This is a genomic window from Bradyrhizobium sp. B039, from assembly GCF_038965675.1.
GTDB classification, from domain to species: Bacteria; Pseudomonadota; Alphaproteobacteria; order Rhizobiales; family Xanthobacteraceae; genus Bradyrhizobium; species Bradyrhizobium diazoefficiens.
Genome location: NZ_CP152416.1, coordinates 2,045,579 through 2,066,962, shown reverse-complemented (window position 1 = coordinate 2,066,962; position 21,384 = coordinate 2,045,579). Strand labels below are relative to the sequence as shown.

The 21,384-nt window shown below is 65.0% G+C and carries 21 protein-coding genes; 3 read left to right on the top strand and 18 right to left on the bottom strand.

What is annotated here, in order from left to right; translation table 11 throughout:
- Positions 1 to 31: 31 nt before the first annotated feature.
- Positions 32 to 1,819, top strand: a complete 1,788-nt coding sequence (locus tag AAFG50_RS09850; protein WP_028174209.1) for a peptide ABC transporter substrate-binding protein — start codon at positions 32 to 34, stop codon at positions 1,817 to 1,819.
- A 120-nt stretch (positions 1,820 to 1,939) separates the two neighbouring features.
- On the opposite strand, the gene AAFG50_RS09845 is transcribed toward AAFG50_RS09850, so the two are convergent.
- Both AAFG50_RS09845 and AAFG50_RS09840 read right to left on the bottom strand, forming a co-directional pair.
- Positions 1,940 to 2,830, bottom strand: a complete 891-nt coding sequence (locus AAFG50_RS09845) for a sigma-70 family RNA polymerase sigma factor (protein WP_028174208.1) — start codon at positions 2,828 to 2,830, stop codon at positions 1,940 to 1,942.
- A 20-nt stretch (positions 2,831 to 2,850) separates the two neighbouring features.
- Entirely contained in the window at positions 2,851 to 3,159 is a 309-nt protein-coding gene (locus AAFG50_RS09840; protein WP_011089658.1) for a hypothetical protein, read from the bottom strand.
- 181 nt (positions 3,160 to 3,340) lie between these two features.
- Here AAFG50_RS09840 and AAFG50_RS09835 point away from each other — a divergent pair, with 181 nt between their 5' ends.
- The gene (locus AAFG50_RS09835) at positions 3,341 to 4,747 is read left to right on the top strand and encodes a DHA2 family efflux MFS transporter permease subunit (protein ID WP_028174207.1); all 1,407 of its coding nucleotides are present in this window, start codon (positions 3,341 to 3,343) and stop codon (positions 4,745 to 4,747) included.
- Between the two features lie 753 nt (positions 4,748 to 5,500).
- On the opposite strand, the gene AAFG50_RS09830 is transcribed toward AAFG50_RS09835, so the two are convergent.
- Complete coding sequence (locus AAFG50_RS09830; protein WP_039183911.1) at positions 5,501 to 6,448, bottom strand: restriction endonuclease; 948 nt, start codon at positions 6,446 to 6,448, stop codon at positions 5,501 to 5,503.
- 64 nt (positions 6,449 to 6,512) lie between these two features.
- Here AAFG50_RS09830 and AAFG50_RS09825 point away from each other — a divergent pair, with 64 nt between their 5' ends.
- Positions 6,513 to 7,103 (top strand): hypothetical protein, encoded by a 591-nt coding sequence (locus tag AAFG50_RS09825; protein ID WP_028174205.1) that lies wholly within the window; start codon positions 6,513 to 6,515, stop codon positions 7,101 to 7,103.
- 171 nt (positions 7,104 to 7,274) lie between these two features.
- Here AAFG50_RS09825 and AAFG50_RS09820 read toward each other — a convergent pair whose 3' ends face one another.
- The 15 genes from AAFG50_RS09820 to AAFG50_RS09750 all read right to left on the bottom strand — a co-directional run bounded on the left by AAFG50_RS09820 (position 7,275) and on the right by AAFG50_RS09750 (position 21,365).
- A complete protein-coding gene (locus AAFG50_RS09820) occupies positions 7,275 to 8,642 on the bottom strand; it encodes an ATP-binding protein (RefSeq protein ID WP_011089662.1) in 1,368 nt (455 codons plus the stop codon).
- Positions 8,617 to 10,074 (bottom strand): sigma-54 dependent transcriptional regulator, encoded by a 1,458-nt coding sequence (locus AAFG50_RS09815; RefSeq protein WP_011089663.1) that lies wholly within the window; start codon positions 10,072 to 10,074, stop codon positions 8,617 to 8,619. The genes AAFG50_RS09820 and AAFG50_RS09815 overlap by 26 nt, the downstream gene beginning before the upstream one ends.
- Entirely contained in the window at positions 10,071 to 11,771 is a 1,701-nt protein-coding gene (locus AAFG50_RS09810) for a hydrogenase maturation protein (RefSeq protein ID WP_028174204.1), read from the bottom strand. The genes AAFG50_RS09815 and AAFG50_RS09810 overlap by 4 nt, the downstream gene beginning before the upstream one ends.
- Before the next feature lie 9 nt (positions 11,772 to 11,780).
- Complete coding sequence (hypE, locus tag AAFG50_RS09805; protein WP_011089665.1) at positions 11,781 to 12,821, bottom strand: hydrogenase expression/formation protein HypE; 1,041 nt, start codon at positions 12,819 to 12,821, stop codon at positions 11,781 to 11,783.
- Entirely contained in the window at positions 12,818 to 13,960 is a 1,143-nt protein-coding gene (hypD, locus tag AAFG50_RS09800) for a hydrogenase formation protein HypD (protein ID WP_028174203.1), read from the bottom strand. The genes hypE and hypD overlap by 4 nt, the downstream gene beginning before the upstream one ends.
- The gene (locus tag AAFG50_RS09795; RefSeq protein ID WP_011089667.1) at positions 13,957 to 14,193 is read right to left on the bottom strand and encodes a HypC/HybG/HupF family hydrogenase formation chaperone; all 237 of its coding nucleotides are present in this window, start codon (positions 14,191 to 14,193) and stop codon (positions 13,957 to 13,959) included. Before AAFG50_RS09795 ends, hypD begins: the two co-directional genes overlap by 4 nt.
- Positions 14,193 to 16,454 carry a carbamoyltransferase HypF gene (hypF, locus tag AAFG50_RS09790; protein ID WP_028174202.1) on the bottom strand — a complete coding sequence of 754 codons (2,262 nt, stop codon included), beginning with the start codon at positions 16,452 to 16,454 and terminating at the stop codon, positions 14,193 to 14,195. Before hypF ends, AAFG50_RS09795 begins: the two co-directional genes overlap by 1 nt.
- On the bottom strand, positions 16,451 to 17,359 hold the full coding sequence (gene hypB / locus AAFG50_RS09785; protein ID WP_028174201.1) for a hydrogenase nickel incorporation protein HypB: 909 nt from the start codon (positions 17,357 to 17,359) through the stop codon (positions 16,451 to 16,453). The genes hypF and hypB overlap by 4 nt, the downstream gene beginning before the upstream one ends.
- The gene (gene hypA, locus AAFG50_RS09780; protein WP_028174200.1) at positions 17,359 to 17,700 is read right to left on the bottom strand and encodes a hydrogenase maturation nickel metallochaperone HypA; all 342 of its coding nucleotides are present in this window, start codon (positions 17,698 to 17,700) and stop codon (positions 17,359 to 17,361) included. Before hypA ends, hypB begins: the two co-directional genes overlap by 1 nt.
- Positions 17,693 to 18,781, bottom strand: a complete 1,089-nt coding sequence (locus AAFG50_RS09775; RefSeq protein WP_028174199.1) for a nickel-dependent hydrogenase large subunit — start codon at positions 18,779 to 18,781, stop codon at positions 17,693 to 17,695. The genes hypA and AAFG50_RS09775 overlap by 8 nt, the downstream gene beginning before the upstream one ends.
- Positions 18,778 to 19,287: a [NiFe]-hydrogenase assembly chaperone HybE gene (gene hybE, locus AAFG50_RS09770; RefSeq protein WP_028174198.1), complete on the bottom strand. Its 510-nt coding sequence runs from the start codon at positions 19,285 to 19,287 to the stop codon at positions 18,778 to 18,780. The genes AAFG50_RS09775 and hybE overlap by 4 nt, the downstream gene beginning before the upstream one ends.
- A complete protein-coding gene (locus AAFG50_RS09765; RefSeq protein ID WP_011089673.1) occupies positions 19,284 to 19,493 on the bottom strand; it encodes a rubredoxin in 210 nt (69 codons plus the stop codon). The genes hybE and AAFG50_RS09765 overlap by 4 nt, the downstream gene beginning before the upstream one ends.
- Positions 19,490 to 20,353: a hydrogenase expression/formation protein gene (locus tag AAFG50_RS09760; RefSeq protein ID WP_028174197.1), complete on the bottom strand. Its 864-nt coding sequence runs from the start codon at positions 20,351 to 20,353 to the stop codon at positions 19,490 to 19,492. The genes AAFG50_RS09765 and AAFG50_RS09760 overlap by 4 nt, the downstream gene beginning before the upstream one ends.
- On the bottom strand, positions 20,350 to 20,796 hold the full coding sequence (locus AAFG50_RS09755; RefSeq protein WP_028174196.1) for a hydrogenase expression/formation protein HupG: 447 nt from the start codon (positions 20,794 to 20,796) through the stop codon (positions 20,350 to 20,352). Before AAFG50_RS09755 ends, AAFG50_RS09760 begins: the two co-directional genes overlap by 4 nt.
- 272 nt (positions 20,797 to 21,068) lie before the next feature.
- Positions 21,069 to 21,365, bottom strand: a complete 297-nt coding sequence (locus AAFG50_RS09750) for a HypC/HybG/HupF family hydrogenase formation chaperone (RefSeq protein WP_028174195.1) — start codon at positions 21,363 to 21,365, stop codon at positions 21,069 to 21,071.
- Positions 21,366 to 21,384 lie beyond the last annotated feature (19 nt).

Below are 21,384 nucleotides of genomic sequence, written 5' to 3'. Positions count from 1 at the left end.
GACTTTTCTGCGCGAAGGTGGAGCTCATCCGATGAACGAGAACGAAATCCGCAAGGCCATCGCGGAGGTGAAGGACGGCACGCTGTCGCGGCGCTCGTTCATCCGGACAATGGCCGCGGTCGGGATCGCGGCGCCCGTTGCAAGCCAGATTCTGCTCTGGAACGACGTGGCGATGGCGGATGCCACCTTGCCATACAAGCCGACCAAGGCCGGCGGCGGCGGCCCGCTGAAGATCCTGATCTGGCAGGCCCCCACCTTGCTCAATCCGCATTTCGCGCTCGGCACCAAGGACCAGGTCGCCTCGCGCATCTTCTTCGAGCCGCTCGCCGGCTGGGACAGGGAGGGCAACCTCATCCCCTGCCTCGCTGCGGAGGTTCCGACCAAGGCGAACGGCGGCCTCTCGCCGGATGGCACCAGCGTGACCTGGAAGCTGAAGCAGGGCGTGCGGTGGCATGACGGCAAGCCCTTCACCGCCGACGACGTCGTCTTCACCTGGCAATACGCAGCGGACCTCGCGACCGCGGCGTACACCACGGGGTCCTACCAGAACATCAAGGTCGAGAAGATCGACGACCACACCGTCAAGGTCATCTTCAAGGCTCCGACCCCGTTCTGGGCCGACCCCTTCGTCGGCGCGGTCGGCCAGATCCTGCCGAAACATCATTTCGGCGACTATGCCGGCGCGAAGTCGCGCGACGCACCGGGCAATCTGAAGCCGGTCGGCACCGGCCCGTACAAATTCGTCGAGTTCAAGCCGGGCGATTTGATCCTGGCCGAGCGCAACCCCGATTATCACGTCAGGAACCAGCCGCATTTCGACACGCTCGAGGTCAAGGGCGGCGGCGATGCGGTCTCTGCCGCGCGCGCCGTGCTGCAGACCGGCGAATACGACTATGCCTGGAACCTGCTGGTGGAGGACGAAGTCCTCAAGCGCATGGAGGCCAGCGGCAAAGGCAAGGTGGAGTTCACGCTCTCCGGCGGCGTCGAGTTCATCGTCCTCAACACGACGGACCCGTGGACCGAGGTCGACGGCGAGCGTTCGAACGCCAAGACCAAGCACCCAACGCTGTCCGATCCGGCCGTTCGCCGGGCGTTCAACCTGCTGGTCGATCGCGAGGCAATCCAGAAATTCATCTACGGCCGCGCCGCCGTCGCGACGGCGAGCTTCGTCAACCAGCCCAGCCAGTTCAAGTCGAGCAAGCTGAAATACGAGTTCAACGTCGACAAGGCGAACAAGATCCTCGACGAGGCCGGCTGGAAGATGGGCGCTGACGGCATTCGCGAGAAGGACGGCAAGAAGCTCAAATACGTCTTCCAGACCTCGATCAACGCCCCGCGGCAGAAGACGCAGGCCATCATCAAGCAGGCCTGCCAGAAGGCCGGGATCGACATCGAGATCAAGTCGGTCACGGCATCGGTATTCTTCTCGTCCGATGTCGGCAACCCCGACACCTATTCGAAGCTCTATTGCGACATGGAGATGTACAACACGACGCAGCCGCAGCCCGACCCGGAGCGGTTCTTGAACCAGTGCGTGTCGTGGGAGATTTCGACCAAGGAGAACAAATGGCTCGGCCGCAACGTCTCGCGCTGGTCCGATCCCGAGGCCGACAAGGCCTACAAGGCCGCGCAAAGCGAGCTCGATCCGGTCAAGCGCGCCGCGCTGCTGATCAAGGTCAACGAGATCTTCTGCGAAGCCAACGTGCTCGTGCCGCTGCTGTCGCGCAACATCGTCGGCGGCGCCGTCAACAGCCTCATGACCGACATCTCGGGCTGGGACGTCACGACGTGGAATCTGGGGAGTTGGTATCGGAGTTGAGGTGAGAAGCTGGCTTCACGCGCGCGCTGTCTCAACCGCATCATTGCCCTCCGGACGAGGGTGAATGCGACTTTCTTTCCGTTCAAGTACGGCGAAGGGTCGCTGCGCACGCTGATCCGCTCACCCTCTATCCACCACGCACTCGGCGGCATCGATGACGTACGCCGCGTGACGAAAATCCCTGATGACGGCGAGCTTGTCGGCGGACCAGTTCAGCAGCATGAAGTATTTCGGCCGCCCGTTCGGCTCATTGGGATCGAACACCAGGATCGCGGGACGTCCGTCGACCTGCCCCGTCACCAGGTGCCAGTCGCTGATCTTCGAATAATTGCCGAAATAGCGCGACACCTCGGCCTTGCCTTTCAGCCTGGTGCGGTTGACGAGCTCGAGCCTGACGTCATCGGCGATCATTTCGCGGATGGCGTCGAAGTCGCGGGCATTGAAGTGGCCGACATAGGCGTTGAGCCGCGTGCGGTCGGCGTCCGACAGGCCCGGCTGCGGCACATCGTCGGGCTGCTCGGCAAACTCACGCAGCCGCGTGCGCCCGCGATGCAGCGCGGCCTTCACCGCCGGCAGGCTGAAATCCATGATGTCGCAGACTTCGGCCAGCGAGCAGCCGAGCACGTCCATCAGGATCACGCTGGACCGCTGCGCCACCGGCAGCCGCATGAAGGTGCGCAGGCTGGTGGCAGCGATCTGGCGGCTTTCCAAATCATCGAGCTGGTCGGCAATCATCTCCACCTCCTCAGCCGAATGCAGCGCCTCCTGCCGGTTGCGGCGGCGCAGGAAATCCAGCGCGGTGTTGTGCGCGATGCGAAACAGCCAGCCCTCCGGATTGACGGCGGGCGTGACCGATTGCAGCGCTTCCATCGCCTTGATCAGCGCGTCCTGCAGCACGTCCTCACCGTCGATGACCGAGCCGACCATGCGCGCGCAGTAGCGATGCAGCTTCGGCCGCATCCCCGCCAGCAGGGCCTCGATATCGATGGTGGCCAGGGGGTGTGGCGCCATTGTTCCTCCGCCTCGCCTGCTCAGGACTCGTCCAGCATACGATAGTTGCCGACGATCCTCACGTCACGAACCAGCGGCGGCTCCGCGCAGCGGTCGCGGATGCCGTCCTGGAACGCCTGAAACGCCCTAAGCTTCGGGATCGGGCTCGAGCCGTCCTCGGCCGCGGCCTCGACAAAATGGATGAAGGTGTCGTCCTCCAGCCGCAGCGTCAGATAGCGCACGCCGTCTGGGCTCTCCGCCTTCAACTCCGCAAACACCGCCGCAACCAGCTCGGCGTTCCGGTCGGCCAGCTCCGGCTTGGTCTTGTACCTGATCAACGTCCTTCTCATCGCGCGCTCCTTTTTCGTGTCGCGACCTGGCTCGCGGCCGCCTCACCCCTAGGACGTTTGCCGGCAGCCGAAGGATGCGGCCCGGGAAAGATTTTTTTTGGGCGCATCCTTTGCCCCTCCGGCCTCGTCTAGCCCGCAGAACGCGCCGCGACAGGGTGGCGCAGCACACGGAGAGAGGGCGATGCAGATCCCGACCAATCCCGCCGAGCAGAACTGGGTGCTTGGCGTCACCGCGCTGGCATCCTTCATGATGGCGCTGGACGCCATGGTCATCACGACGGCATTCGCGGCCATCCGCGCTGAATTCGGCAGCCGGGTCGAGACGCTGCAATGGACCGTCAACGCCTTCAACCTGACCTTCGCAGTGCTGCTCCTGACCGGCGCCGCACTCGGCGACCGCTTCGGGCGCCGCCGCATGTTCGCGGCCGGGATCGCCCTGTTCGTCGTTGCATCGGCGGCCTGCGCGCTCGCCGGCAACGCCAACGCGCTGATCGCCGCCCGCGCGCTGCAGGGCGCCGGCGCCGCGCTGGTGATGCCGCTCGCAATGGCGATCCTGAGCGGCACGTTCGGCCGCGAGGAGCGCGCCCGCGCGCTCGGCATTTTCAGCAGCATCACCGGATGCGCGCTGATCATTGGCCCCGCCATCGGCGGCTTCATCACCGAGCACCTCGGCTGGCGCTGGGTGTTCTGGATCAATCTGCCGATCGGCCTGATCGCGATCGCCCTGGTGCTGGCACGGTTGCGCGAAAGCTTCGGACCGGCCGCCGCGTTGGACATCCCCGGACTGTCGCTCGTGGCGCTTGCGGCGCTCGCACTGGTCTGGAGCCTGTTGCGCGGCAACGCTGTGGGGTGGGCGAGCGCCGAGGTCATGGGCGCGCTGACGTCGGGCCTGGTGTTCGCGGCCGGCTTCGTGCTGTGGGAGTTGCGCGCGGCCGCGCCGATGGTGCCGATGCGGCTGTTTGCATCGCGTGCCCTCGCCTCCGGCATGTCGGCAAGCGTCCTGTTCTACGCCGCGATGTATGGCGTGGTGTTCCTGCTGCCGCAGTTCCTGCAGACCACGCTGGGCTTCGATGCCTTCGGCGCCGGACTTCGCCTGCTGCCCTGGACAGCGACGCTGTTCGTCACCGCGCCGATCGCCGGCGCGGTCGTCAACAGGTTCGGCGAGCGGCCGCTGGTGGTGACGGGATTGCTGATGCAGGCGATCGGCCTTGGCTGGATCGCCGAGATCGTGAATCCCGCGCTTCCCTACTCCGCCCTGGTCGCGCCGCTGGTGCTGGCCGGCGTTGGCGTCTCGATGGCGATGCCGGCGGCGCAGAACGCCATCCTGAGTTCGGTCACGGTGGCCGAGATGGGCAAGGCGTCCGGCGTCTTCAACATGGGCCGCTTCCTCGGCGGCATGTTCGGCATCGCTGCGCTGGTGGCGACCTTCTCGGCCAACGGCGGGGCCTACTCGGCCGCGCATTTCGAGAGCGGATTTGCTGCGGCGATGAGCCTCGCCGCAACGCTGTCGTTGGCCGGCGCGATTGCGGGGCTTTTCCTGCCGGCCCGGCGACGCATCGCCGGCGCAGCCGCGCCGCAGGATGCGTGACCTGTCAAACAGCGGACACGCCTTTCCGTTCTCGCGGCGCATGTCGCCCGAGCTTTGCTCCGTCGCTCCACCCTCTAAGCCAAGAGGGCGCAGGGAAGGCCGGGTGCCGGCTGGCACCCGCGGTCCGCTGCGCGAAAAGCACACGCAGGAAGAACCGCACAGCAGCATACAGGTGTAGCCAATCACTCGGCCTTCCCTGCGCAGTGGTTGGACGGCTTATGCCGTGCTCTCCCGGGAGCCGAACTTTCCCTCTGGCCTCCCTCACTCTCGCGAAAGTCGCCGACACCACGCCGGTTGACGCGAATGCCGCATCCGCAAGAGCTTGACCGTAGCAACGACGGCCAGGACCACACGGTTTTGCCGTACGCACGGCCCGCCATTTCGCCGCAGTTTTCCCGGCCCTGTCGACGGAGCCGGAAACTTACGGGCGAGACGAACCTGGCAGCGCCGCTCATCCGGCACGAAGTTTTGGGCTCACGGAGAGCAATCCGCCCTGCCCACGCTTCTCGCACCCGACGCTGCCGCGTCCACCGCAAGCCCGGCTCGCGAAAACGTGACGACACAAGATCGCCCCTCAAGGATGAGCCGGGATGGGCGACACATACGACAAATCCGAATTTCGGCAAAGTGGAATATTTTTGCGGGGAGGGGTTGACGGGGTGGCGAAACAGGACAGGATTTGGCTAGCGGCAGCCAAAGTAAACGCGACAAAATCAGGATTCGCGGCGCTCTAGTCGTACTCCTCAAACGCCACTAGAAGGTCGGCGCTTCGGTGTGCCACCGCACCAGGGCGTCCATATCGACCAGCTCTATCCTATCGGACAGCCTCGCCGATTCCGTAGCCTCCTCAGTGAACGCGGCTGTGGTGACGATGTAGCCCCGAAAAGCGCCTTGTTCTTCAATGACGCCCTTGAATTGCTGGACAGTGGGCCGTCCGACCTTATTGTCAGCCGAATGTCGCTTGCATTGTATGACCATCAATCCATCAGGATGAACGGCAAAGCCGTCGGCACCGAAGTCGTTCGATTTTCGCGTCGCCCATGCCTCAAGGCCGGCGGCTTCGAAGAAGCTCATAGTGTGGCGCTCGAACTGGAAGGGGTCCATGCCAAGCAGATGCTTCCGAAGAGCCAACTCCTCAACCGGCACGGCGAACCGAGTTGGGTCCATCGGCTGCTCCTTCATCGCAGCCTTCATTCGCGCACTAGTGCGGCGCAGCCGTTCGTCTTGGATGATGACCTCTATGATCTCGGCGACATGAGGCCGCACCTCAGGGTTTGTAATGACGGCTTCGATTATCGATGTGATGCCCGCCGTGCCGAGAAAAATCAGCAATAGTACTGGGACCCCAAGAGCACCGCCAAACGCTGCGATACCGGCTGCATGTCCGCCGACTAACGGAATGGCAGCTAACGTCGCGGGCAGAGCGATCTTCATCGACAACGGAAGGTCGGATTTCCGGTAGTTTGAAACGGCTTCAGAAACACTCTTCGCAATCGCAACAATGGCCGTTCGAGAACTGATCAGTGTATTCAGCTCCTTGAATTTTTCGACAGGTCGCAGATCACTGGCAACGATAGCGCGCGACTCGCTGAGCCATTGTACGGCGAGCACCCGATCTTCCGCGCGCGTCGTATGCTTGATGGCCGAAGCAAAACGGCCGACCAGCCATTTTCTGATGCCCTCTGTGATTGCATCGAACATGATTGCCCCTAAAACTGTAGATATTTCTATAGTGTCTGCGAACGATTAGCCAAGGAAATTTCAGATGAGAGCAATATTGATACTCGTCTTGTTAGCCATCGCCACTTGCAGCGCCCGGTGTGAGGAAACGCCCGCTCCCAGCCGGATCGACGGAATAACCAAGTCGGCGCGTGACATGATACCAGCCATGCCTTCAATGCCGTCCGTATCCCTTCCGTCGATGCCTGACCTCTCCTTACCAGACCTTTCCGATGCGACCGGCAAAGTCATGACGGAGTTCAATACGTTCATTCAGCAAGTCGGCGACGCGCTGCCTGTCCTCGAACAGATGGGTTATGAGGTCACCACATTCAAAATCACCTGGGGTCTGCCACCCAAAGCCCGGTTGCGACTGAAATCGACTGGCAACCCCGACGTTCAAAAAGTGAATGCAATCGCGGCAAAGGCAGCAAGCGGCGGCGTGCTGGTTTCCGCGCTGATCACGAGCGCCACAACAGCAAAGCGCATTCAGAGCACTATGCGTTTGGGAACGGCCTACCTAGACGTGGATTTCGCTGTGCCGCCTCGGGTGAACATGAAGTTCGTTAGCTCGAAGGCGAGCGACAAAGATGAAATGCTCCGCGACGCGGACGAGTTGGAGATAGCTTGCAAGTGACTTTGCGTCTCTTCTTCGCGACAGCAATCGCGCAGCGCACGCGCGACCGCATTCTCGGGCACGCCAGCGATGTCCGCGGCCGCTATGGTCGAAAAGGTCTTCTCGATCCTGAGATTGCCGCAATGATTGAGAAGCTTGAGCCGCCGGTGGTCAAGCGGACGAGAGAAGTGTTTACGCAGCCGGCAAAGCAAAAGAGAACGTCGCGCCGCCGTCCGGCTCATTCGCGGCCAGAAGCTCGCCGCCGTGCTCGCGCACAATGCCGTAACTGATCCAGAGGCCGAGTCCGGTGCCCTCGCCGACCCGCTTGGTCGTGAAGAACGGCTCGAAGATGTGGCTGATGTGGTCCTTGTCGATTCCCGGACCGTTGTCCGAAATCCGGAACAGGATCTCGTTGCCCTTGCGCGCCGCCGAGACGACCAGCCGCGGCAATTCGGTGTCGCGCATCGCGTCGATCGCGTTCTCGACGAGATTGACGATGACCTGGTGCAACTGTCCCTCGTTGCCGGAGATCCAGAGTTCCGGCTCGAGCTCCATCTGCAGGTCGATGCGCACCTGCTTGGTGCGGACGGCCCACAGCACAGCGGTGTTGATCAAACGCTCGATATTGACGCGCTCGACCTCGCCGAGCTTGCTGAAGGAGAGCCGGCGCAGATTCTTCACGATCTCGCTGATCCGGACCGCCCCCTCCATCGTGCCCTCGATCAGCGGGCCGAAATCCTCCATGACCTCGTCGATGCGCAGGCTCTTCTTCAGTGCGGCGAGGTCGCTCGCCCGGCCCTTGCCGTGGATCGCGTCGAGATAGGCGACGATGGCCGCGCGGTAGCGGATCAAGGTGTGAATGTTGCCGTAAACGAAGCTGATCGGATTGTTCAATTCGTGCGCGACGCCGGCGACGAGACGGCCGAGGCTCGCCATCTTCTCCTGCTCGACCAGCTGCCGCTGGGCGCGCTGCAATTCCTGATGGGCCTTGTGCAGCGCCTCATAGGCGCGGCGCAGCTCGCCGATCGGCCGCCCCGTCAGCACCACGCCGATGAAGCGGCCGCGATGATCGTGGCGCGGCGAGCTGTTGATCGCGAACAGATCGGTGCTGCCGCCGTCCGTCGCGAACCTCAATTCACCGTCGACGACGTCGGGCGTGCCGCGCGGCTTCAATAGCGGCACCAGCTTGGCACCGTCGGCGGCATCGATGACGTCGGCGATGTTCCTGCCGACCACGTCCCCGACGCTGCGGCCGAGCGCATGCTGGAACGCGGAATTGACCTGCTGCACCATCCCCCTGGCGTCGCAGACGATCAGGATGTCCGAGACGGATTCGATGACGTTGGTGACGAAGGCCTGCGCCTCCTCGAGCTCCGCGTTCTTGTGCTCGAGGTCGACCTCGTAGCGCAACAGGTCCGAATAGACCTCGTCCATCTTGCGGATGACTTCGATCCAGGCGCCTTCGCGCTCGCGGTCGAACTCGATCGCGCCGCCGCTGGTGACCAGCTTGAGCAGCGAATCCGCCTCGCTCGCTTCAGGAGAATGCGTCGCCTTTGGCATTTTTTCTCAGATCATACCTGGACAGCTTGTTCCTGAGCCCTACCCGTGAGAGACCCAGCTCGCTGGCGACACGACTGATGTTTCCGTCGTTCCTCTCCAGGCAGTTCATGATAACCGACTTCTCGAGATCCTCCACCTTGTCTTTCAGCGAGGCCGATCCGTTCAGCCTGCCGTGGGCCGGCAGCGGCGCGGATCGCTTCCCGTTGCGGCGGCCGAGCAGCGGCGGTGCGGCCAGCTCGTCCCGGTCGGCGAGCACGGCCATGCGCTGGATCTCGTTCTGGAGCTCGCGGACGTTGCCCGGCCAGTGATATTTGCCGAATTCCTCCAGCGCCGAACGCGCGAAGCGCAGATTCGGCCGGTTGAAGGAACTCTTGACCGCCGACAGCACGCCCTCCGCAATCAGCGGGATGTCCATCGGGCGCTCGCGCAGCGCCGGCATGTGCACCGGGAATGCGGCGAGGCGGTAGTACAGGTCGCGCCGGAAGCGGCCGGCCTCGACCTCCGCCTCCAGGTCGCGATTGGTCGCCGCCACCACGCGAACGTCGACCTTGCGCACGCGCTGCGCGCCGAGCGGCCGGATCTCGCTCTCCTGCAGCACACGCAGCAGCTTGACCTGGAACGCCGGCGAGGTCTCGCCGATCTCGTCGAGGAAGATCGTGCCGCCATCGGCGACCTCGAACAGGCCGATGCGATCCTGGTAGGCGCCGGTGAAGGCGCCCTTCTTGCAACCGAACAGCTCGCTTTCCAGGAGCTCGTCCGGCAGCGCGCCGCAGTTCTCGACCACGAACGCCCTGTTGGCCCGCGCCGAGCCGTAATGGATCGCGCGAGCCAGAAGCTCCTTGCCGGTGCCGGACTCGCCGGTGATCAGAACCGAGATATCGTAGTCGGCGGCGCGCCTGCCGAGCTCGATCACGGCGTGCATCGGGCTTTCCGTCGAATGCACGATGCGGTCGAAATCGTAGAGCTGCTTGGCCACCCCGCGCTTGACCGAGACGACCTTCTTGATGTGCCCGGAGGTCGCCTTGACGTCGACGCCGGCGGTCTCGGTCTCCTTCTGCAGCCGATAGAGCTGAACCGCCTCCTTGACGGTTTCGACCAGCTGGTCCGGCTGCCAGGGTTTGGTGATGTATTGATAGATGCCGGCCTCGTTCAGTCCCGCGATGATGTCCTCGGACTCCGAATAGCCGGAAATGATCATCCGCACCGGATCCGGCCAGAGCTCGCGGACGCGCTTCAGGAAGCTCACGCCGGATTCGTGCGGCATCCGCTGGTCGCAGAGGATCGCGTGGACGATCTCGCCCTCCAGCAGCTTCTCCGCATCGGTCGCGTTGCCGACGCAGAGCACCTCGAAATCCTCCCTGAGCACGCGCCGCAACGCTTCCTGCGAGCGGACCTCGTCGTCGACGACGAGAATAGTTCCCTGAATGCTCACGATGACACCGCCATGCCGACAGGCCGACCTGGCGCACGCCTGATACGGTGACCTGCGATGGTCAGCGGCGTGCGCGACTTCGGTACCTTATGGATGAAATTGTAGCGCGCGACATGATAGCTCGGATCGAAGCCGTAGAAATTCAGCTTCATCCGCCGCAGCTCCTCGTCGCGGTAGGATTGCAGAGGCTTTTCGGCCTCATCGGCGGCTCGCCGCTGCTGCTTGGCGGCAAGGCGCGCGGCAAAGCCGGCATCCGACGCCATGGCCGCGCCGCTCCGCACGAGGCTTGCGTCGGCGAGCGCCTCGCCCGACAGCACGCGGTCGACGATGGCGAGGCGCCGGGCTTCCGCCACGCCCATCGGGAGCCGGCATTGCGTGATCCGGGTTGCGTTCGCGGCCCCCGCACGGCGCGGCAGCAGATAGGTCCAGTATTCCGAGCCGTAGAGATTGCCCATGTCCTTGTAATGCGGATTGAGGATGACCTGGTCGCTCGCCCAGACCTCGTCGGCGGCAAGACTCAGGAACACGCCGCCCGCACCCGCATTGCCGCGAATGACCGAGACGACCAGGCGATCGGTGGTCTCGATGATCGCGCGGGCGAGATCGTCGATCGCATTGATGTTGCGCCAGGACTCGTCCGCGGCGCTTTCGGCCGCTTCGATCCCGGCAAGATGGATGCCGTTCGACCAATAGTCGGGGCCGCCGGTCAGCAGCAACACCCTGGTCGGGCGTTCCAGCGCCGCGCGATAGGCGCCGAGCAAGGCTTCGCAGTCGCCGGTCGCCATGGCGCCGTTGTAGAAGGAGAACGCGAGCTCGCCGACTTCGCCATGCTCGCGATACCGGATCGGGGCGTAGCCGCAGCCAGGCCGGTGCGGCAAATACGCCGCCTCCGCGGCGAAGACTTTCGCAGCCGGCAGCTTCAGGCTCTTCGGCGCGAGTCGCCTGACATGGCCGATCCAGACCGCGCCATCGACCGTGGCACGCGCCAGCGCGCCCTCGCATTGCGCGATGACGGTGCCGGGCACGCCGGAGATATCGTGCGCTTCGTGCGCATCGAACAGCCTGACCTCCTGGAAGAACAGGCTATCGACGAGGCCCGGCATGCCATCGGCGCTGTTGATCTTGCGCAGCACGGTCGCGGTGCTGTCGTGCTGCCAGTCGATCGTCCGGTCCGCCTGACGGCAAGGTCCGCGCACGCGAATGCGCGGGTCGCCCACCTGCATCGGCTGCGGGGCTGCCTGTCCGGCTTCGATCGCAGCGACCGCTTCGAGCACGGCCGCGACCGCGCAGGAGGTTAGCTCGTTGCGGTAGATGCTGGACTTGGCCGCGCGCCGCATCGGGAAGCTGCGGAACGCCCAGACCGGACCGGCATCGAACTCGCCATCCGCCTGCAGCACCGTGACGCCCCACTCGGCGACGCCTTCCAGAACCGCCCAGTCGAGCGCGGCCGGACCGCGGTCGCCGGGCGGCCCGGGATGGACGACCAGGCAGCGCACACTCCGCCAGACGTCGTCGGGGATCGCGCGCTTCAGGAACGGCGCGATCACCAGGTCCGGCCGATGCAGCGCCACGCTCTCGCGCGTGACGTCGGCGTGGATGTCCAGCTCGACCGAAACCTCGTGGCCGCGCTCGCGCAACTCGACATGGAGCCGCTGCGTCAGGCTGTTGAAGGAATGCGATAACAGCAGGATGCGCATCTCGAAGCCTCAACAGATTCTCGGCAGTTGCTCGCCCGACAGCCAATCGACGATTCGACCGCCGCCGAAGCTCGTCGCCATCTGCACGAAATGATGATCGTCGGCAACGGCCTCGCCAATGTCGGCGGCGTCGCGGCCGAGCGGATGCGCCCGCATCGCGGCCAGCACCGCTCCGGCGGCCTCCGGCGCGACGATCGCGACCAGCTTGCCCTCATTGGCGACGTGGAGCGGATCAAGTCCAAGCAGCTCGCAGGCCGCAGCCACGCCCGGCTTCACCGGGATCGCCTCCTCGAGGAGATGGAAGCCGAGGTTGGACTGCTGGGCGATCTCGTTCAGCGTCGCGGCAAGCCCGCCGCGCGTGGGATCGCGCATCAGGCGGATGCCACGACCGCCGGCCTGCACCATCCTGGCGACGAGATCGTGCAGCGACGCCGAGTCCGAGACGATCTCGGTCTCAAAAGCGAGATTCTGCCGCTTGGACATGATGGCGACGCCGTGGTCGCCGAGCGTGCCGGAGATCAGGACGCGATCGCCGACGCGGGCCTTCTCGGCCGACAGATCGAGCCCGTCAGGCACGACGCCGACGCCCGCGGTCGAAATGAACAGGCCGTCGGCCTTGCCGCGCTCGACCACCTTGGTGTCACCGGTGATGATGTGGACGTCGGCCTCGCGCGCCGCCGCCCCCATCGACTCCGCGATCAGCTTGAGGTCGGCGAAGCGAAAGCCCTCCTCGATGATGAAGCTCGCCGAGAGATAGAGCGGCTTCGCGCCGGCCATGGCGATGTCGTTGACGGTGCCGTGCACCGCGAGCGAGCCGATATTGCCGCCGGGAAAGAACAGCGGCGAGACCACATAGCCGTCGGTCGTCATCACCATGCGCCCGGCGCGGACGTCGAACGCCGACTGGTCGTTGCCGCGCGCCAGCCATTCATTGCCGAAGGCTTCGTGGAACAGGCCGGAGATCAACTGCGCCATGGCGCGGCCGCCCGAGCCGTGGGACAGGTCGACGCAGCCGTTCCTGATGTCGAGCTTGCGCTGATAGGCCTTCATGACGCCCGCCTCTGCTGATGATCGCGGAAGCGGCCGTAAGTCCAGTGCGCGGCGCAGGCGCCTTCGGAGGAGACCATGCAGGAGCCCATCGGCGTCTCCGGTGTGCAGACGGTGCCGAACAGCTTGCAATCCACCGGCTTCTTCACACCGCGCAGGATCGCGCCGCATTCGCAGGCCGGATTGTCGTCGACGCGCAGCTCGTTCATGTCGAAGCGGACCTCAGCGTCGTATTTCGCGTAAGCGCGCTTCAGCTTCAACCCGCTATAGGGCACCTGCCCGAGCCCGCGCCACTCGAACTGATCGCGCAGCTCGAAGATGTCGGACACCTCTTCCTTGGCGCGCAGATTGCCGTCGCGGGTCACGGCGCGGCTGTACTGGTTCTCGACCTCATGCCTGTGCTCGTTGACCTGCCGCACCAGCATCAGGATCGCCTGCATCATGTCGAGCGGCTCGAAGCCCGCGATCACCACAGGCTTGCCGAACTCCTCGGCAAAGAACTCGTAAGGCGCGGTACCGATGATGGTCGAGACGTGGGCGGGTCCGACAAAGCCGTCGATCTCGACGCGGCCGATGTTGCGGATGTCGGGGCTCTCCAGAATGTTCTGCATCGCCGGCGGCGTCAGCACGTGGTTGCAGAACACGCTGAAGTTTTCGAGTTGCTTCTTCCCGGCCAATCGGATCATGACCGCGGTCGGCGGCGTCGTCGTCTCGAAGCCGATGGCGAAGAACACCACCTCGCGCCCGGGATTGTCCTCGGCGATCCGGATCGCGTCGATCGTGGAATAGACCATGCGGATGTCGGCACCACGGGCCTTCGCCTTCAGGAGCGATGCGCCCTGCGAGCCCGGGACGCGCATCAGGTCGCCATAGACGCACAGGATGATGTCGGGCCGCATCGCGAGCCGGATCGCCATGTCGATGCGTCCGGCCGGCAGCACGCAGACCGGACAGCCGGGACCGTGAATCATCCGTACGTTCGCAGGCAGCATGTCCTCCAGACCGTAACGCGAGATCGCGTGGGTATGGCCGCCGCAGAATTCCATGAAGCGATAGGGCTTTCGCGGATCGGCTTCCGCGCGGATCGCTTTGGCGAGCCCGAGCGCGATCTCCTTGTCGCGAAACTCATCGGCATATTTCATGACGCGGCTCCCTGTCCCTCGGTGCTGAGCTCGCGCAACAATTCGAGCGTCCGCCTCGCCTCCTCCGGATCGATCTTGGTCAGGGCGTAACCGACATGGATGATCACGTAGTCGCCGACGGCGAGGTCCTCGATCAGGGCGACCGAAATTTCCTTGCTGACGCCGTCGATGGAGACGATCGCCATCTCGTCGGGCAGGAGTTTTGTGACCTCAGCGGGTATCGCGAGACACATCAGGCGGTTCCTTCCTGGCCTTGCTGTTCGAGGAGTTTGAGTGCGGCGATCCAGGCCTGCCCGAGGCTGAGACCGCCGTCATTGGGCGGCATTTGCCGCGGCAACAGCGGCGAGAGACCGGCCGCGATACAGCCGCGCTCGATCTCGGAACTGAGGATCGCGTTGAGAAAGCAGCCGCCGCTCAAGGCGACGGTCGTGATGCCGGTCTCGCGCGCCGCGCGGCCGATCCAGTCGACGCAGGCAGCCGCAAGCGTGCCATGGAACAGCCCGGCCCCGTCGACTGGATCGATGCCCTCCGCCGCAAGCCGCGCAAGCAACGGAAACAGGGACAGCACCCCGTCCTCGATCGTCCAGCCGTCTTTCATGGAGCGCGGCGTGCGAACATGCGCCTCCAGCTTCATCGCGGCTTCGCCCTCGTAGCTCTGCACCGGGCAGAGACCGAGCAATCCCGCCGCTGCGTCGAACAGCCGGCCGGCGCTGGTCGTCACCGGCACGCCCGGCTGTTCGAGCATGGCGCAGAGACGTGCGGCCTGCGGCTGCGCCGCGAAACGGGTTGCGATCGCATCGCTGCGGCGAAGGCCATGCAGCACGCTTGCGGCCATGCGCCACGGCTCGCGCGCGGCACGATCGCCACCCGGCAACATCATCGGCGCCAGATGTCCGAGCCGCCGGAACTGCGCGCTCTGGCACAGCAGGAGCTCGCCGCCCCAATTGCCGCCGTCGCTACCCTGGCCGAAGCCGTCGAGCACCAGCGCCAACGCAGGTCCCGTGAGGCCATGCTCCGCCAGGACGGAAGCGGCATGGGCATGATGGTGCTGGACCGCGATCAGCCGCCGTCCGCTCGCTTCGGCGAAGCGGGTCGATGCCATGTTCGGGTGCAAGTCATGGACGATAACCACCGGCTCGACGTCCAGCGTCGACAGCAGATGGCCGACGGTTTCCTCGAAGAAGCGGACGCCTTCCGCGGTGTCGAGATCGCCGATATGCTGGGAGACGAAGGCCTCGTTGCCGCGCGTGACCGTCACGGTCGACTTCAGCGCGCCGCCGACGGCCAGGATCGGCGGCACGGTCTGTGCGAGACGAACCGGCTCGGGAACGTAACCACGGGCGCGGCGGATGAACCGCGTCCGCCCGGCGACGACCGCCGCCACGGAATCGTCGGCGCGCGTGACGATGTCGCGGTCATGGGTGACGATGAGATCGGCGATGCCGGCAAGGCGCAGCTCCGCCTCGCGATTGTCGATCAGAAGCGGCTCGCCGCCGGGATTGGCGCTGGTGGCGACGGTCGCCCAACTTTCGCCGGCCCGCTTATGCACCGAATTCAGCGCCTCGAAGATCAGGTGATGAAGCGGGGTGACCGGCAGCATGATGCCGATCCGCGACAGCCCCGGCGCAATCGCAGGCGCGAGCCTATGGCGGGACGTCATCAGCACGATCGGCCGCGGCGACGTTTCGAGCAAGGCAAGCTCGGCAGCGTCGGCAGCGGCGATGCCGGCGACCGCGTCCACCGAGCCAACCATCACGGCAAACGGCTTCTGGTCGCGCTCCTTGCGCTGCCGCAGCCGCTGCACGGCCGCTTCGTCACGGGCATCGCAGATGAGCTGGTAGCCGCCGAGCCCCTTGATCGCGACGATTTTGCCTGCGGCAATCGCGGCGGCAATCTCCTCGATTCCGTGGCTGAGCCTTGGGCCGCATTGCGGGCAGGCAATCGCCTCGGCATGGAAACGGCGGCTCCTGGGGTCGGCATAGTCGTCCGCACAGGCCTTGCACATCGCGAAGCGCTTCATCGCGGTGGTGGGGCGATCGTAGGGCAGCCGCTCGGCGATGGTGTAGCGCGGACCGCAATGGGTGCAGTTGACGAAGGGGTAACGATGAAACCGGCTGGCGGGATCGAACAGCTCACGCAGGCATTCCGGACAGGTCGCGGCATCGGCGACGATGCGCGTCGATACCCTGCCCTGCTTGCTGGCGCGGATGCAAAACTCCTCGCTCGCCATGGCGCCGACCGGGTGCACCGAGATCTCGTCGATGCGGGCGAGCGGCGGCTTTTCGAGCGGCAGCGCCGCGACGAAGTCCGACGCGCGCTCTCCTTCCACCTCGATGATGACGCCGTGGGGATCGTTGGCGACGAAACCGCCGAGGCGATAGCGCGTGGCGAGGCCGTAGACATAGGGACGAAAGCCGACACCCTGCACCGCGCCACGCACATGCAGGCGCAGCCGCCGTCCGTCCAGTGCTGTAGCCTCGCCGCCCATCGTCATTCCGCCGCCGTCATCGCGGCCGGCCTCGTCGCCTCCATCCGCCTGCGAATCCAGGCATAGAACGCCGCAAAGCCTTCGCCGGTGCGCGCCGACACCGTCAGCACCTCGATCTTCGGGTTGACCCGCCGTGCATATTCGATCGTCTTCGCCAGATCGAAATCAAGGACGGGCGCGAGATCGATCTTGTTGATCAGCATCAGGGACGAGGCGGCGAACATGTCAGGATATTTCAGCGGCTTGTCCTCGCCCTCGGTGGTCGAGAACACCACGATCTTGCAGGCTTCGCCAAGATCGAACGCTGCCGGGCAAACGAGGTTGCCGACATTCTCGATGAAAAGCAGCCCGCCGTTCAGCCAGGGCAGCCGGTCATAGGCCTCGCCGACCATGGCGGCATCGAGATGGCAGCCCTTGCCGGTGTTGACCTGGATCGCCGGCACGCCGGTCGCGCGAATGCGCTCGGCATCGTTGGAGGTCTGCTGGTCGCCTTCGATCACGCCGATCGCAAAACTGTCCTTCAGCTCGGAGACGGCACGGACCAAGAGCGAGGTCTTGCCGGCGCCGGGGCTCGAGACAAGGTTGAAGGCAAGCACCTCGTCGGCGCGGAAGCGGGCGCGATTGTCGGCGGCGAGCCTGTCGTTCTTGCCGAGGATGTCGCGCTCGACCTGGATGATGCGGTCGCTGCTCATGCCGGCGATCTTCTGGCCGGCCGGATTGGCGCCGCAGTCGAGCAGCCCGGTGTCGCCGTGGGCGTGATCGCGGTGATGATGGTGGTCATGGTCATGACCGTGGTGGTGGTGATGATGCCCGTCGTGACCATGATCGTGGTCATGCCCGTGATCATGATGATGATCATGGGCATGTTCGATGGACGCCTTGCCGTCGCTGCAGCCGCAGACCGTACACATCAGTCGACCTCCAATTCCCTCACGCGCATCTCTTCGCCGCCCGTCACCTGCAATTGATAGCCGCCGCAGGACGGACACGGTTCGTATCGCTGCTTGATCTCGACGCTCTTGGAACAGGCCATGCACCACGCCGTGCCCGGCGTCTCGACGATCTCGAGTTTGGCGCCTTGCGCGATGGTCCGCGCGGCGACGGCCTCGAAGCAGAATTTCAGGGCCTCCGGCGCGACATGGCTGAGCGCACCGATCTCGAGACAGACAACGTTCACCTTTGCAAAGACGCGCTTGCGCGCTTCCTCCTCGACGATGCCGATGATGCCTTCGCACAGCGCCATCTCATGCATGGCCGGCCTCGCGAAAATCCACGCTGAAGCCGACGCAGGGATCGAAGGAGCCGACCAGCGCGCGAACCGCATCCTGGCCCGGTCGGCCCGCGGCGAGCGTCGCGCCCTTGAGGCTTTGGACCAGCGGACCGCGGGCGTGAAAGTTCCACTCGGTCGGCGCCAGGAATTCGAAGTTGACGATGCGATCCTCGTCGTCGAGTCCGACGGCGTGATGGAGCCGGCCGCGCGCGCATTCGACCGCGGCCGCGCCCTTGCCGGCGCCGAGCCGATAGCTCGCCACGATACCGTGTTCGAGATCCGCGTCGCCGTGATCGAGCCAGGTGCAGAGCTGCGCGACCTCGGCAATGCGCGCCCTCAGGCGCGCGGCGGGGCCCGCCGCCGTCGCTGAAATCTCTTCACGGTGCGCCCTGCGTGCCCAGACGCCGGTTTCCGGAATCTGGCCGCAGAGGTCCGGCGCATCGGAATAGGCCGCCCCGTCCGCCAGCAGACGCGCGACGATATCGAGATCGTTAGCCGCCGTCAGGAACGTTGGCTCGGCCACCGGCTGCGACACCAGCTTGCCATCGCATCCCTCGACGGAAGCTGCGAGCGCGCTGCCCGACGCAAGCGCATGGTCTTCGGAGATCCCCAGCGTGCCGACCGCGGTCCTGATCTGCGCGACCGCATCGCGACGCAGGGCCTGCGGCACGGCCTCGCTCGGACCGCCGAGGAGCGCACTCGCCTGCATCACTGCGCGCACCGCCGCAGCGCTTGTGCCGTCGAGCGCGCGCCGTCCGACGAAGAGGCCGCGCAGCAATTCGGTCAGCCGTTCGGCGACGACCACGGTGAGGCGATGCCGCACCGTCGCGGGCGCCGCCTCCTGCCCTTGCGCAGCTTCCACTGCCGACAGGAATGCGACCTGATGGGCAACCGAGCAGAGCGAGAACAGCCGCGGCAGCACCGGGAGCAGCGAGGCCGCCGGCTTTCCCGCAAACAGGCGCGTCAGCGGCGGCCGGCTGCGCGGCTGGATCGCGACGTCGGCGATCGTGGCGCCGGAGAGCCACACCGTAATGTCGATCTCGTTGCGGAACGAGAGGCTCATCCGCGCCGCTCCGTCAGGGTACCCCGCAGGAAGTTACGCCGATCGATCGGGGTTGTCGCGGGCTCGCGGCGGCGAACCGCCTCCTCGCTGTCGGCCGGCAGCATCAGCTCGGCAAGCGCGGCTTCAGCCGTCGCCCGCGCGGTGTCCATGTCGGCGAACTGGAACATCGGCGAGAACAGCGAGCAGCTCGCGATCCGGCCGATTTGCCCGACCTCGCTGATGGTGAACTCGATATCGCCCGCGGGAAAACGAATACGCGCAGTCGCGCCCGAGGTGGCCTGTGCCACCGCGCTCGCCGGCAGCACCACGTTCATGAACCAGGGCGTGACCATGATGCCGACGATCGTGCCGTTGAAGGCGCGGAAGCCGACCGCTTCGACGCCGAGCGCATCGTTGTAGATCGGCAGATCGCGCATGGCGCGCTCGCCGATCTCCCGATAGCTTCCGGCCAGGAGATCGCCCCATGCTACGGCGTCGGCGTCCGGATTTGGCGCGCTCCCGGTCATGATTCGATCGCCATGAACTTGGACTTCGGGGCGTCGCAATTCGGGCAGTGCCACTCCTCCGGCAACGCCGCGAACGGCGTGCCGGGCGCGATCTGCGCCACATCGTCACCGTCAGCCGGATCATAGACGGTCCAGCAGATGCCGCATTCCAGCCGCGTGACGTCGGTGACGTCCTGGCGCACGCCAAAATTCTCGAAGGCGCTCATTTGAAATAGGCCTCGATGATTTCCTTGAGCCGCTCGGCGGAATCCTCGAAATCCTCGTCCGCGGCCAGCGCAACGGTCGGCACGCCGCCGACTTCGAGCGTATCGAGAATGATGGTGTCCATGGCGTTGAAGAACTGCACGGACCAGACATTGCGGATGCCGGTGGACAGCACCCGGCAGGTGCCGTAACCGCGCGACACCAGTTGGATCGGTCCGTTCCGGATCGTGTCCTGCAAAAAGCTCATGTCGACCGGACTCATCGGCAACAGCGTGAAATTGATGATCTGCGAGCGGATGCCGGGCCGCCACGCGAGCGCCCGCTCGCGGATCTCGGCGAGCACCGGCAGCACGTTCATGGCACCCTCAGGCACCTGTCCGATCTCGAAATCGGCGGATGTCAGGTCGGCGGCCGCGCGCTTGACGATCTCCGGGACGGCGCCGATCTCGAGGTATTCGTGGTTGGCGTCGGTCTCGAGCCGCACGCGCCAGATCCCTGCCAGCACCGATTCCTGGATCTGCGTCAGCGATCCATCCGGCAGCGCGACGACGCCGGCGACCTCGCCTTCGCCGAGCACATCGGCAATGAGCTTGCTCTCGAGATCGTTGAGATTGGCGAGCCGGAACAATTGCGACGGCGCGTCGGCTTTCTGGCCCGCGATCGCATCTGCGATCCGCGAGAGCAGCGCGACCGCGTTTGGGCAGCTCCTGGCAAGCTCCGCGCTGTCGAGCGTTGCAAGCTTGGCGAGCGCACCGGCCGCCGTGAGGCTTCCTTTCGATGCATTGAGACTCTCTTCGCCGATCGGAAACACGCTGACCGGTTGCTCGGCGCCTTCGGGCGCATCCCAGAATCCGACTTTCATAACTCGACACCTTGTGTGCGGTGCTGGGGCACGATGGTGACGGCCACCGCGGCGCTTTGCCCGCGCGGCCGGTCGATCAGCTTGGTGATGCGGTCGACATAGACTGACCAGTCCTGGATCTTGGCGATCAGCCCCAGTGTCTCGCCCTTGGCGACGAAGATCAGCGTCGGCTGCACGCGGACGCCAAAACGCTGGCCGAGCGCGCTCTCGTCGCCGCGCGCGATGACCGCACCGCGCAGCCGGCCACCGAATGCGGCGATCAGCTCCGGCAGCACCACAGCGACGTCGGTCGCCTCCGGAAAGCGGTTGGGATCGCCCGCCGACAGCAGCACGGCGATCGCACCAGCCTCGTCTGTTGCGCCAAGAAAATGTTCAACCGTCGCGGCATCGACCTCATTCAGGCCGTGCCGCGTCAGATCATGCTTCCCCACCTGGAATTCCATTGGACCTCCCCTGACAAGCTTATGAATTGCTCGGGATAGGGGTTAGCAAGGCATGTGCCAGGATATGTTAGCGACTTTCTGGGTTTATCTCATTGACCTACATCAGATATTTTATTGCGCGCGGATGACGCAAGCTCTCGATGATAAGATACTTTCCATTATCAGTGAAAGCTATCTTTGCAGATAGAAAGACGCATTCCAGGTAGCTTGTGGCGCCCGCACGCCGATCCGGCCGCGGAGGCGGTGATTCCAGTTGATGCCTGGACGTGGGCCTATTCGGACCGCAGGTGCGCTGGCAGTTGCGGCTCGCGGTCGATCAAATCGGCGAAGAAGCGGTCGCAATCCTCACCGTCGAGCGCAGCACCAAGACCGTCGATCGCGGCGCCAATCAGGCGCGCCTCTTCCTCATCGAGAAGCCGGATCGCGGTGTCGATATAGACCAGCACGTGGGTGCCGACCGGCGGGTTGGAGAGCAGCAGCACGGAGACGCGGCGCTGTTCGCCGCGAAATGCGCACAGCGCCGAGACGCCATCCGTCTCGACAATCGTCATCGGCAGGCCGAGGCACATCGTGCTTTCTCCGGAGATC

Bases quoted from the DNA above. Each gene is read 5' to 3' on its own strand.
- AAFG50_RS09760 (WP_028174197.1), bottom strand. From the start codon at position 20,353: ATGAAAGTCGGATTCTGGGATGCGCCCGAAGGCGCCGAGCAACCGGTC.
- hypB (WP_028174201.1), bottom strand. From the start codon at position 17,359: ATGTGTACGGTCTGCGGCTGCAGCGACGGCAAGGCGTCCATCGAACAT.
- AAFG50_RS09810 (WP_028174204.1), bottom strand. From the start codon at position 11,771: ATGCGCATCCTGCTGTTATCGCATTCCTTCAACAGCCTGACGCAGCGG.
- AAFG50_RS09835 (WP_028174207.1), top strand. From the start codon at position 3,341: ATGCAGATCCCGACCAATCCCGCCGAGCAGAACTGGGTGCTTGGCGTC.
- AAFG50_RS09830 (WP_039183911.1), bottom strand. From the start codon at position 6,448: ATGTTCGATGCAATCACAGAGGGCATCAGAAAATGGCTGGTCGGCCGT.
- hybE (WP_028174198.1), bottom strand. From the start codon at position 19,287: ATGACCGGGAGCGCGCCAAATCCGGACGCCGACGCCGTAGCATGGGGC.
- AAFG50_RS09765 (WP_011089673.1), bottom strand. From the start codon at position 19,493: ATGAGCGCCTTCGAGAATTTTGGCGTGCGCCAGGACGTCACCGACGTC.
- hypD (WP_028174203.1), bottom strand. From the start codon at position 13,960: ATGAAATATGCCGATGAGTTTCGCGACAAGGAGATCGCGCTCGGGCTC.
- AAFG50_RS09845 (WP_028174208.1), bottom strand. From the start codon at position 2,830: ATGGCGCCACACCCCCTGGCCACCATCGATATCGAGGCCCTGCTGGCG.
- hypE (WP_011089665.1), bottom strand. From the start codon at position 12,821: ATGAAGGCCTATCAGCGCAAGCTCGACATCAGGAACGGCTGCGTCGAC.
- AAFG50_RS09775 (WP_028174199.1), bottom strand. From the start codon at position 18,781: ATGAGCCTCTCGTTCCGCAACGAGATCGACATTACGGTGTGGCTCTCC.
- hypA (WP_028174200.1), bottom strand. From the start codon at position 17,700: ATGCATGAGATGGCGCTGTGCGAAGGCATCATCGGCATCGTCGAGGAG.
- AAFG50_RS09795 (WP_011089667.1), bottom strand. From the start codon at position 14,193: ATGTGTCTCGCGATACCCGCTGAGGTCACAAAACTCCTGCCCGACGAG.
- AAFG50_RS09840 (WP_011089658.1), bottom strand. From the start codon at position 3,159: ATGAGAAGGACGTTGATCAGGTACAAGACCAAGCCGGAGCTGGCCGAC.
- AAFG50_RS09750 (WP_028174195.1), bottom strand. From the start codon at position 21,365: ATGTGCCTCGGCCTGCCGATGACGATTGTCGAGACGGATGGCGTCTCG.
- AAFG50_RS09820 (WP_011089662.1), bottom strand. From the start codon at position 8,642: ATGCCAAAGGCGACGCATTCTCCTGAAGCGAGCGAGGCGGATTCGCTG.
- AAFG50_RS09755 (WP_028174196.1), bottom strand. From the start codon at position 20,796: ATGGAATTCCAGGTGGGGAAGCATGATCTGACGCGGCACGGCCTGAAT.
- hypF (WP_028174202.1), bottom strand. From the start codon at position 16,454: ATGACGATGGGCGGCGAGGCTACAGCACTGGACGGACGGCGGCTGCGC.
- AAFG50_RS09850 (WP_028174209.1), top strand. From the start codon at position 32: ATGAACGAGAACGAAATCCGCAAGGCCATCGCGGAGGTGAAGGACGGC.
- AAFG50_RS09825 (WP_028174205.1), top strand. From the start codon at position 6,513: ATGAGAGCAATATTGATACTCGTCTTGTTAGCCATCGCCACTTGCAGC.